11 protein-coding genes and 1 tRNA gene are annotated in these 11,080 nt (G+C 53.5%); 5 read left to right on the plus strand and 7 right to left on the minus strand.

Features of this window, described 5'->3' with window-relative positions; genetic code table 11:
• Positions 1-13: 13 nt before the first annotated feature.
• A complete protein-coding gene (locus AUK29_06600) occupies positions 14-334 on the minus strand; it encodes a hypothetical protein (protein OIP63486.1) in 321 nt (106 codons plus the stop codon).
• 277 nt (positions 335-611) lie between these two features.
• Here AUK29_06600 and AUK29_06605 point away from each other — a divergent pair, with 277 nt between their 5' ends.
• From AUK29_06605 to AUK29_06620, 4 genes are all read left to right on the plus strand, one after another.
• A complete protein-coding gene (locus AUK29_06605) occupies positions 612-836 on the plus strand; it encodes a hypothetical protein (protein OIP63487.1) in 225 nt (74 codons plus the stop codon).
• A 30-nt stretch (positions 837-866) separates the two neighbouring features.
• The gene (locus tag AUK29_06610; GenBank protein ID OIP63488.1) at positions 867-1,499 is read left to right on the plus strand and encodes a hypothetical protein; all 633 of its coding nucleotides are present in this window, start codon (positions 867-869) and stop codon (positions 1,497-1,499) included.
• A 72-nt stretch (positions 1,500-1,571) separates the two neighbouring features.
• Entirely contained in the window at positions 1,572-2,918 is a 1,347-nt protein-coding gene (locus AUK29_06615; protein ID OIP63500.1) for a UDP-N-acetylglucosamine diphosphorylase/glucosamine-1-phosphate N-acetyltransferase, read from the plus strand.
• 166 nt (positions 2,919-3,084) lie between these two features.
• Positions 3,085-4,917: a glutamine--fructose-6-phosphate aminotransferase gene (locus AUK29_06620; protein ID OIP63489.1), complete on the plus strand. Its 1,833-nt coding sequence runs from the start codon at positions 3,085-3,087 to the stop codon at positions 4,915-4,917.
• A 60-nt stretch (positions 4,918-4,977) separates the two neighbouring features.
• Here AUK29_06620 and AUK29_06625 read toward each other — a convergent pair whose 3' ends face one another.
• The 6 genes from AUK29_06625 to AUK29_06650 all read right to left on the minus strand — a co-directional run bounded on the left by AUK29_06625 (position 4,978) and on the right by AUK29_06650 (position 8,810).
• The gene (locus AUK29_06625; protein OIP63490.1) at positions 4,978-5,406 is read right to left on the minus strand and encodes a hypothetical protein; all 429 of its coding nucleotides are present in this window, start codon (positions 5,404-5,406) and stop codon (positions 4,978-4,980) included.
• Positions 5,407-5,410: 4 nt separating this feature from the next.
• Positions 5,411-6,121, minus strand: coding sequence for a hypothetical protein (locus AUK29_06630; protein ID OIP63491.1), 711 nt, complete (start codon positions 6,119-6,121; stop codon positions 5,411-5,413).
• A 111-nt stretch (positions 6,122-6,232) separates the two neighbouring features.
• A tRNA-Met gene (locus AUK29_06635) sits at positions 6,233-6,309 on the minus strand.
• A 263-nt stretch (positions 6,310-6,572) separates the two neighbouring features.
• Positions 6,573-6,764, minus strand: a complete 192-nt coding sequence (locus tag AUK29_06640) for a hypothetical protein (protein OIP63492.1) — start codon at positions 6,762-6,764, stop codon at positions 6,573-6,575.
• Positions 6,751-7,752, minus strand: a complete 1,002-nt coding sequence (locus AUK29_06645) for a hypothetical protein (GenBank protein OIP63493.1) — start codon at positions 7,750-7,752, stop codon at positions 6,751-6,753. Before AUK29_06645 ends, AUK29_06640 begins: the two co-directional genes overlap by 14 nt.
• Positions 7,749-8,810: a hypothetical protein gene (locus AUK29_06650; protein OIP63494.1), complete on the minus strand. Its 1,062-nt coding sequence runs from the start codon at positions 8,808-8,810 to the stop codon at positions 7,749-7,751. Before AUK29_06650 ends, AUK29_06645 begins: the two co-directional genes overlap by 4 nt.
• Before the next feature lie 188 nt (positions 8,811-8,998).
• Between AUK29_06650 and AUK29_06655 the strand changes: the two genes are divergently transcribed.
• The coding region (locus AUK29_06655; GenBank protein OIP63495.1) for a primosomal protein N' at positions 8,999-11,080 on the plus strand (2,082 nt) is incomplete at its 3' end.

Genomic DNA, 11,080 nt, shown 5'->3' on the forward strand with positions numbered 1-11,080 from the left:
ACGCTTTTTTAATCTATAATTTCATCAAGCAATTATTATGCCATAGCCTTATACTAACCAGAACATTTGTTGTAACATATTGATTCTTAGTAAGATAAATATAGCTTTTAAACATAATATATCTTAGTGGCAAGAGAACTTTGTCTTCTATAGTGTAAAAAATCTCGACAGTATTATTCCCATCCCCACCCCTAAGTATTAAAAATATCAGTAAATTCGAACAGTTAGCCATATAAAGATTTTCGACACAAATTATTCCCATTCCTACCCCTAAGATTAAAAATGTAATTAGATTCAAACAGTTAGTCATGTAAAGATTTTCGACGCCATTCAAAAATGCATTCCTTCAAATATGGGGCACATCCTCTTAAGACCTTGGTTCATTGCAAGAACCTATCAATCCGGAGGGATGGCCGCTTCAAATACAGGCAGAGGGTCAAAGCCTCCCGATGTAGAGTAGAGAGTTGGTTGCTGCCGCTAGGCTGGGCCTATCTGTCGCCGCTCCTTTCGTCTCGTATAAGAGATCAGAACAATATTTTAATTCTCATGGGGGGACGCCTCCGATAGACTTAGATAGGGTACAACCATATCCGAGAAAGGAGGCGCACCCCATGAGACTTAAAGATTATGCCAGAGACCAGAAGAAACGTAAAAAATTCGTTCAGCAGCCGGAATTGCTGATGATCGGAGTCGATATGAGCAAAGCCAAGCACGGTGCATCAATAGCCTCGCCGTGGTCGCCTTGGCTAGCCCTTCCTCAACCATGCGTGAGGTTTTCCCCGCATGCGGTTCGTCAGAAAAACCTTGCAAATATCAGGCGCTCTCCCTATAATTGATCTAAAAAATCATCGTGTTCAGGGCCTGAAATGAAAAATAAAATTAAAAGCCTGCTCAAAACCTATTTTATCACCGGACTTTTGGTCCTACTCCCTCTGGCCCTGACCTTCTGGATATTGAATGCCCTTCTCAGGAACATGGAGGCCCTGATCGGAGATCCGATCCAGCAATATCTCGAGATCTACATCCCGGGCATGGGGATTATGCTCCTCATTTGTCTGATCCTGCTGGTCGGGATTTTTGCCAGAAACCTGATCGGGCGCAAACTCGGACACCTGGGCGAGATGATCCTGAACAAAATCCCTCTGGTCCGGAACATCTACACCTCCATCAAGCAGCTGATCAACACCTTATTCCTCCAGGGAAAGGACAATTTCCGCGGCGTGGTCATGGTGGAGTACCCCCGCCTCGGCACCTATTCTTTAGGATTCATCACCGGAGAGTCCCGGGGCGAGGTCCAGCGCATCACCAACGAGATCATAGTCAATGTCTTCATCCCGACCACACCCAACCCTACCTCCGGATTTTTGCTCCTCTTCCCTGAAAAAGATATCATACACCTGCATATGACCGTGGAAGAAGGGCTGAAAATGATCATATCCGGAGGCATGATCACGCCGCCGGACCGTGAAGTCGCTTTGCCACCCGGATCAAAACGGTGAATCGTGGAAGAGTCCCGTCAAGAAAAAAACCCCTGTTCGGTCATCATCCTGGCTGCCGGGCTGGGCACGAGGATGAAGTCGGAACGGGTGAAGGTTTTACATCCCCTCCTGGGAAGGCCCATGATTTTTTTTGCTGCGGACCTGTCCCTTAAGATCGGCGCCGAAAAAACCGTCCTGGTGGTGGGCCATCAGGCCGAAGAGGTGCAGAAGGCCTTGGCGGGGAAGCCCGTGGAGTTCGCCCTTCAGAAGGCGCAGATGGGCACAGGCCACGCGGTCCAGCAGGCCATGCCTCATCTTCAGGAGAGCCGAGGGGCCGTCCTGGTCCTCTGCGGCGACGTCCCTATGCTGAGACCGGAAACCCTCCATGACCTGATCAGACACCATGACGAAACCAGCGCCGCGGTGACGCTTCTCACCACCCATCTCCCTTCACCTGCCGGATACGGCCGTATCGTCCGATCCCACTCGGGGAACATCCTGAAGATCGTTGAGGAAAAGGACGCCACGGAGCAGCAAAAAGCCATCCGGGAGATCAACACGGGAATCTACTGCTTTGACGCCGGGTTTCTCCGAACCTCCATCGCCTCTCTGACCAACCGCAACGTTCAGCACGAATACTACCTCACCGACTTGATCGAGATCGCCCAGTATGAACACAAGCAGGTTTCGGGCCTGACATGCCCGGACCCCGACGAGGTCATGGGGATCAACTCCAGGGACCAGATGGCCGAGGCCGAGGCCATCCTGAGAAAACGGATCAACCTCCGTCATATGAGGGACGGTGTCACCCTGCTCGATCCCTCCCGGACCTATATCGGGATGAACGTCGCCATCGGCCCTGACACCACCCTCTACCCCGGCTGCTATCTTGAAGGAAAAACCCGCATCGGATCCGGATGCGTGATCGGGCCCAATACCCGGATCGTCAACTGCGAGATCGGAAACCAGGTCGAGATCCGTGGGTTTTGCTTTTTGACCGGGTCCAGGGTGTGGGACCGGGCGGTCCTCGGTCCCTTCTCGCACCTCCGTCCCGGAACCGAGATCCATGAGGCGGCCCACATCGGAAACTTTGTCGAGGTCAAGAACTCCGTCATCGGGGCCGGATCCAAGGTCAATCACCTCTCCTATATCGGGGACACGGAGATGGGAGAGGGAGTCAACATCGGGGCCGGGACCATCACCTGCAATTATGACGGCATCCACAAGCACAAGACCGTGATCGGGAATCAGGTTTTCGTGGGAAGCGATACCCAGTTCGTGGCCCCGGTCAGGATCGGGGACCGCTCCATGATCGGGGCCGGCTCCACCATCACCCGGGATGTGCCCGAAGACGCCCTGGGCTTAAGCCGAGTGGAACAGAAAAACGTGGAGCAGGGGGCGAAGAAGCTCTTTGACCGCCTGCGAAACAAGAAAAAATAAGGATTCAAGGGGTCAAGTGAAATGCTAAAAACATAAGGGATCGAGGGTCATAGGGTTCAAGGGTCCCAGTGTTTTTCTCTGGAGATTTTGCTTATGTTTCAGTATTTCACTTGACCCCTTGACCCCTTGAATCCTCGACCCCAAGATTCCTCAGTGGAGTTTAATTATGTGCGGTATCATGGGATATATCGGAGAACAGGATGTGATTACGGTGATTGTGGACGGCCTGAAACGGCTTGAATACCGGGGTTACGATTCCGCCGGCATCGCCTATCTCAAGAACGGAGAGATCCAGGTCAGGCGCTCAGAGGGGAAGCTCCGCAACCTGGAATCCCTGCTCCGGGGCGAATCCACGGACAGCGGGATCGGTATCGGCCACACACGGTGGGCCACCCACGGGAGACCCTCGGAGGAGAACGCCCATCCCCACCGCTCGGGGGATACCGTCATCGTCCACAACGGGATCATCGAAAATTATCTCCCGCTCAAGAAGGCCCTGATTGAAGAAGGGGTCGCCTTTACGTCGGAAACCGACACCGAGGTCATGGCCCATCTGATCGAGAAGAGCCTGAAAGAGCAGGGCGGGGACCTGGTCAAGGCCGTCCGGTCCGCCCTGAAGAAAGTATCGGGGGCCTTTGCGCTCGGCATCATGAACAAAAATGATCCGGACAAGATCATCGCCGTGAAGATGGCGAGCCCCCTGGTCCTCGGACTGGGAAGCGGGGAGAATTTCCTGGCCTCGGACATCCCGGCCATCCTGAACCACACCCGGAAGGTCATCTTCCTCGATGACGGCGAGATGGCGGTCCTGACGCGGGAAGGCGTGACCGTCACCACTCTGGAAGGGAAACCTGTAGACAAGGAAATCCAGCATATCACCTGGAGCGCGGTCATGGCGGAAAAGGGGGGCTACAAGCACTTCATGCAGAAGGAGATCTTCGAACAGCCCCGGGCCATCCTCGACACCTTCCGAGGGAGGATCGGGAGGGAATCGGGAGAGGTTTTTTTCGAACAGTTTGATATCAGCCCGGAAGAGGCAAAGAAGATCCGGAAGATTGTGATGATCGCCTGCGGCACCTCCTACCATGCGGCCCTGGTCGGAAAATTCATGGTCGAAGAGATGGCGAGGATCCCCGTAGAGGTGGACATCGCCTCGGAATTCCGGTATCGTGACCCCCTGGTGGATGAAAAGACCCTGCTCGTCTGCATCTCCCAGTCCGGGGAGACCGCGGACACGCTTGCGGCCCTCCGGGAGGCCAAGGCCAAGGGGGCCAGGACCCTCGGGATCTGCAATGTCCTGGGGAGTTCCATCACCCGGGAGGCGGAATGGGTCCTGTACACCCACGCAGGCCCGGAGATCGGCGTGGCCTCGACCAAGGCGTTTACCACACAGCTTGTGGCCCTCTACCTCTTCTCCCTATATCTCGCGAGAACCCTGGACAGAATCTCTGCCGCTGATTCGGTGTCTCTCATGGAGGATCTGACCCATCTTCCCCATCAGGTGGAAAAGGTCCTGGAAGCGGAGGATACGATCCGGAACCTGGCCGGAATCTATGCGGACCGCACGGACTTCCTCTACCTGGGCCGTGGGATCCACTACCCCATCGCCCTGGAAGGGGCCTTGAAACTCAAGGAGATCTCCTACATCCATGCCGAAGGCTACCCCGCAGGCGAGATGAAGCACGGGCCCATCGCCCTGATCGACGAGAAGATGCCGGTGGTCTGCCTCCTCCCCAGGGACAAGGTCTTTGAAAAGGCCCTCGGGAATATCGAGGAGGTCAAGGCAAGAAGCGGGATCGTCATCGCCCTGGTCACGGGAAAGGAGCCCGAAGTCCGGCAAAAGGCCGATCATGTCATCGAGGTCCCGAACTCCAACCATTACCTCACGCCGGTCCTCATGACCGTACCCTTACAGCTCCTCGCCTATCACATCGCCGTGCTCCGCGGCACGGATGTGGACCAGCCCAGAAATTTAGCCAAATCCGTGACCGTGGAATGATGCCGCACGTTTAAGGAGAGACTTGCCCGAGATTTCGGAAAAGCGGGCTCACCAAGAGCATCAGGGATTCTGATTATTGATCCTGTTTTGCTCTCTGATGGCCCGGTTGGCCAAGGAGTCCGCCTCGGCATTCTTTTCCCTGGGAACGTGGAAAATCTCCACCTGTTCAAAACCGTGAATGAGTTGAAGGGCCTGATCGTAGAGTATTTTCAGGTGCGGTTTTTTTACCTGGTAGCGCCCGTTCATCTGGCGGACCAAAAGTTCGGAGTCCGATGCGATCCGGACCCTCAGCGCCCCCTGTTCCCGGGCTATTTCCAGCCCCTCGATCAAGGCTGTGTATTCGGCCGTATTGTTTGTGGTCTCGCCGATATAGCGGAAGCGTTCAAAGAGCGTGGCGCCCCCCGGGTCCTTGCCGATCAGGCCGATGGCCGCCGGCCCGGGGTTCCCCTTGGCCGCCCCGTCGATATGAATCAGAATCTCTTTCGTCAATGGGTTACTTCTCCGCGTAAAGGATCCGGCCGCAGAAGGAGCAAGTGATAATGGATTTTGCCTTGCGAACGTCGTTGTAGAGCTGGGGAGGAAGGGTCACATGGCACCCCTGACAGTTCCCGTCTATGATACGGACCAGGGCGGGGGGGCCCTTATGCCTAAGAATCTTGTTATAATGATTGAGGTATTTCGGGTTGATCCCGCCTGCGATCCCCTCTCTTTTTAATTTCAGTTCCTTGTGCTCCGAATCAAAATGAATGTTCTGGTTTTCCATCTCCTGTTTTTTCCTGAGGAAGGTCTCCTCTTCCACGCGGCACTGAGACAAGACCTCATCCTTCTCCTTCTGCAGCTCATCGAGGGCGGCCATCTTGCCGAGAAGATCCTCCTCCAGTTTACTTTTCTCCTTCTGCATCGTTTCGATCTCTTTTTGAAGGGCAAAATATTCCTTCTGGGTGGTGATCAGGGGGAGTTTGTCCCTTGACTTCTGAGTTTTGTCGCCGTACTCCTGGATGGATTGTTCCAGGCGGAGCATTTCCTGCCGGAGTTCGGGGATCCTTACGAGCAAATCATCCTTCCTCTCTTCCAGTTGATTCAGGGGGGCCCTCATTTCCTGAACGGTCTTTTGAAGCTCTCCCATTTTTTCTTCCACTTCCTGCAGACGGCTGTCAACCCCCTGGAGGTGGATGAGTCCGCTGATATCTTGGTTGATGTTCATGGCTTCACTCCAAAAAAAATGCACTTTAGATTGCTAAAGTGCATTGGACGTAACCCGGTAAAAACATGCTCTTGAAAAAGAAAATTAAACTCATCCTTTTATCTCTGTAAATGGTGGGCCCACCAGGATTCGAACCTGGGACCAACCGGTTATGAGCCGGTGGCTCTGACCAGCTGAGCTATAGGCCCCGTTGATTTTCCAATGGGATCTTCCGGCCCTATGTCATAAGCCTCTTTATTTACCGGCCGATAAGCCCTCTTCTATCGAAATGTAATAATTTATAAAAAAATCATCATTATGTCAAGAATATTTTCTAATCCGTTTCCTCGTATGCAATCCGCCTGTCCATGTTCAAGACCCGTTCCGAACCTCACGCTTTGCCATACGCGCAGCCCTGCCTGTGCTGCGGCAGACAGGTGAGAATGAAGACAAACTCCCGCTTTTTCAAACCCTATTCTTCAGGAGGCACGAGGAGGCGCTCCTCTGCAAGAGAATGAAGAGGCCGCTCCGAAGTGGTCTTGTACTTTTTAGGCGCCCGTTTACGCTCCAGGATGACCTCGGGTGTCAGCTCCCCCTTTTTAAGGTCGGTCTTCCGAAACGTTGTTTGAAGACTGCCGCTTCCTGTTTTTTTACGCGAGGACATTTTTTATAAGCTCTTTGCCGATTCTCTTCTTCTTTTCCAGGAAGGCTTCCATCAAACTGTTATGGCAGATGCGGTTGATGTCTCTGCAGACACCGCCGGTGCTTTTATAAATTTCCATGAAGGCCTCATCTTCAAATATAGGCTCCTTGCATCCGGCGCTTAAGAGCCTGAACTTGATATACTGCGATGTTTCATCAGGCCCCATGGGCAAAAGCTGAACCTTCAGATACATCCGGTTTCTTAAGGACTCGTAGGACGGGTGGGACAATCGTCTCAAAAAAAGGTCCTCTGCAAACAGGATGCAGGTGGAGAGCTTTTTCTGGGGGGTTTCAAGATTGCTGATGGTTCTAAGGATATGCAGGGACTCCGAACTCAGGAAATGCGCCTCGTCGATCAGGATCACGAGTTTCCGGTTCTGGCTGTATAGGTCGATAATCCGGCTGTGCAGCAGGTCGATGAGCGCCTGCGTCTGCGAAGGAAGATTGTCGTTTTCCTCGATCAGTTCTCTTAAAATCTCCTTCAGGAGGGAGGTCTTGCTCATCCCGGGAGTGACGAGGACCATCACAGTCCGGTACTCAGCAGGATTGAGATGTTTTAAGAGCATCAAACTCATCAGGGTCTTGCCGGTCCCGCTGGCGCCGTGCACCAGACCCAGGGAAATATCCTCCTGAATCGTCATACTCATTTTCTTAAACGCCGTCTCATGAACCGAACTCCCATAAAAAAACTCCGGGTTCACGGAATCGGAAAAGGGATGGGTCTCAAAACCAAAATATTCGAGTTGATTCACGGATGAGTTCTCCCGTGCGCCCTTTTCAGATTCCTGAGCTTTCAAATGGCTTTCCGATATTAATTCAGCGAGATCTTGAGAAGGGGGCGGGTCCTCAACCGGCTGGGCTGGAACCTCGTGCAAGGCATTGGACATTTCTGACATGGTATCTTCTCCTTTTCTTAAGTTGACCGGTCTGGTATAAAATCGATTGATCATAGAAAGGACGCCTCCAAGGGCACAAACAGTTCGAACAATTCGGTTTTCTTCCCTCCTTTCCATACCTTTTTTTTCTGAAGCAGTCTCTGTACGATCTCTTCAATGCAGAGGACGGCAGGGGAATCCGGACAGAGATTCACCAGGGGCGACCGGGACTGGATGGCCTTCTCCACATTGGAATCTTCAAAGATATATCCTCCTCTCTCCACATTTTTTCCCAGAAAGTCGTCCGCGCAGCCGATGACCTTGTTAAAAACCTGGTCCGCCTGAGATCTGCTTCGGACCCGGTTCACGATCAGGTTCATGTTTCCGGCTATTTGCTGCTGCACGGCAATCCGGATCAGTCCGAAGGCATCCAGGGTCGAGGCGATATTGGGCGTCGCAACCGTCAGGATTTCATCCGCAAGGCTGATGAATCGAAGGACATTCCTGGAGACTCCCGCGGAGGTATCGATCACCAGGACATCGGTCATTTTCCCGAGCCTGGTGATCTCATCAATGATGTGGTTCCGCTGCGATTCCTTAAGCTCGGCAAGCTGGAAAAGCCCGGACCCGCCCGGTATCAGTTTCATGCCGCAGGGGCCCTCCGTGAGGATTTCCTCAATGCTTGCACGCCGATTGAGAAGGTCGAGAATGGTATATTTTGGATTGACGCCGAGAAAGAGGTGGGCATTGGCAAGGCCGAGGTCCCCGTCAAAAAGCACGGTCCGGACCCCGTGCCTGGCGAGCATGACGGCCAGATTCACAGAAATGGAAGTCTTTCCCACCCCGCCTTTCCCGCTGGTGACGGCAATGACCCAGACCCCTTTGCCTCGCTCCAGGCAGAGACGCTGAAACTCTGATTTGATTTGGAAGATACTGAGGTCGGGACGATTGAGGAGTTGGTTGATCTTCTTTAAGATATTGATTTGTTTCCGAGTATAAAGCGTCGGGAAAGGAGATAGCCTCGGAAAACCGAAAAAGGCGCCGAACTCCCGTTCGATGAAACGTATCCGGCTTTTCTCCAAAACCAGGAAATGACAAACATCATCAAGAGTATAAAACTCTTTCTCTTCCATTGTATCCTGAATAGAGCCCGTGGTGCGATATGAAGTTAGAGGAACTCTTTCTTTAGGCTTGGATGATGATAGTACTAAATAAAAAAACATGATGCAAGAAAAAAATAAGCAGTCAAGAATATTTTTAGATGACATAATGCTATCGAATCCATGTTGTTTTCTTTATCCGCCTTTGCTAAAATCCGGACATGACGCGGCAGACAGAGGTTACAGAGGCGGGCATTGCAGAGGTCGTGGCGCCCGGTATTGACAGGATCTTTCATTACACGATCCCTGAAAAATTCAAGGTTCTCGCGGTTCCTGGAATCCGGGTGAGGGTCTCCCTGGGCCGCCGGACCGTGACCGGGTATCTCGTGGGAACAAAAGAAGAGAGCGATTATCCGAAGCTCAAACCCCTGAGCGATCTGCTGGATTCCGAACCTCTTTTACCTCCGCAAATGCTCAAACTGACCCGGTGGATATCCGAATATTACCTTGCCCCCTGGGGCTCGGTGATCCGGGCCGTCCTCCCCTCGGGAATGGATGAGGTCCGGACCGTTCGGGTCTCCCTAACCCAGGAAGGGAAGGCCTGCGTCCAGGCGGATCCCCTCTTCGATAAGATCCGAACCTCCCTTTCCGGCCATACGCTGACCACCAAACAGCTTGAAACAAAGACCGGCAAACGGAATATAAAAGCCCATCTCAATCAATATTGCAAACAAGGTCTTCTTCTCCTCCGGAAGGAGATCCGCAAACCGGTTCGGAGCAAGTCCGAGACGATCTACAGGCTCGCTGTAGATCCTCTCTTCCTGGAACAGAACCTTGCCGAGATTCAGAAACGCTCTCCTTCCCAGGCACGGATTCTTCAGGCCCTGCAAGGGAGACCGGGTCCATGGAGCGCCTCGGAAATCCGGGAGCAAACCGGCGCAAAATCCGGCGTGATCCGGACCCTCGTTGAGAAAAGCCTTCTGATCCGAGAAAGCCGGGACGTCTTTCGTGATCCTTTCCCCGGAGAGAAAATCGTCATGGCCGATCCCCCGGATCTTTCCCCCGAACAGGAAGCCGCCGTGGAGCCGGTTGCGGCCTCCCTGAAACATGGGCGTTTTGAGACCTTTCTCCTCTACGGCGTGACCGGCAGCGGAAAGACCGAGATCTATCTTCGTGCCATTGAAATTGCCCTCTCTCAACAAAAGGAGGCCATCGTCATCGTTCCGGAGATCGCCCTGACCCCGCAATTGATTCGCATATTCCACTCCCGATTCGGCAAAGAGATTGCCGTCCTGCACAGCGGGCTCTCGGACGGAGAGCGGTATGACCAGTGGAACCGGATCAGAAAAGGGGAGGTGTCCATAGCCGTGGGCGCCCGCTCAGCGATCTTTGCGCCCTTCACGCATCTCGGCCTCATCGTCGTAGATGAAGAGCACGATGCAACCTACAAGCAGGAAGAAGTGCCGAGATACCATGCCAGGGACCTTGCCGTAGTCCGGGGGAAGATGTCCGGCGCAACGGTGATTCTCGGAAGCGCAACCCCCTCTGTGGAGAGTTTCTACCATGCCCATGCAGGAAAGTACCAAATGCTCACCATGGAAAAGCGCATCGAGGATCGCCCCATGCCCGAGATCTGCCTGATCGACATGAAACAAGAAAGAGGCGCGGGACTTCTCTCCCCGAAACTGGCCGAAGCGGTCAAACAGGGGCTTGAGCGGCATGAACAGGTCCTCCTCTTCCTGAACCGGCGAGGTTATGCCCCCTTCCTTCTGTGCTCGAAATGCGGATATGTCCACCGCTGTCCCAACTGCAGCGTGAGCCTGACCTACCACATGAAAGAGCAGGAAGTCTGCTGTCATCACTGCGGATATACAACCACGCTGACGAACATCTGCCCTGAATGCAAGGCCGAATCATTGGAGTTGAAGGGATCAGGCACGGAACGGATCGAGAAGGAGGTGCAGGATACCTTTGAGGGATCATCGCTCCTCCGCCTGGACCGGGACACCACCAGAACCAAAGGTGCGGCGCAAAAGATCCTGGACCAGTTCCGGTCCGGCCAAGGAAACATCCTGATCGGCACCCAGATGGTGGCCAAAGGGCATCACCTCCCCGGGATCTCCACTGTCGGTGTGCTGAACGCCGACACCTCCCTTAATTTTCCTGACTTCAGGTCCGGGGAGAGGACCTTTCAGATCCTGACCCAGGTGGCGGGCAGGTCCGGAAGAGGAGCGTCCATGGGGAAAGTTTACTTGCAGAGCTATACCCCGGAGCACTACTCTATCCAGGCGGCCAGGAACCAT

The sequence above is a fragment of the Nitrospirae bacterium CG2_30_53_67 genome, from assembly GCA_001873285.1.
Taxonomy (GTDB): domain Bacteria; phylum CG2-30-53-67; class CG2-30-53-67; order CG2-30-53-67; family CG2-30-53-67; genus CG2-30-53-67.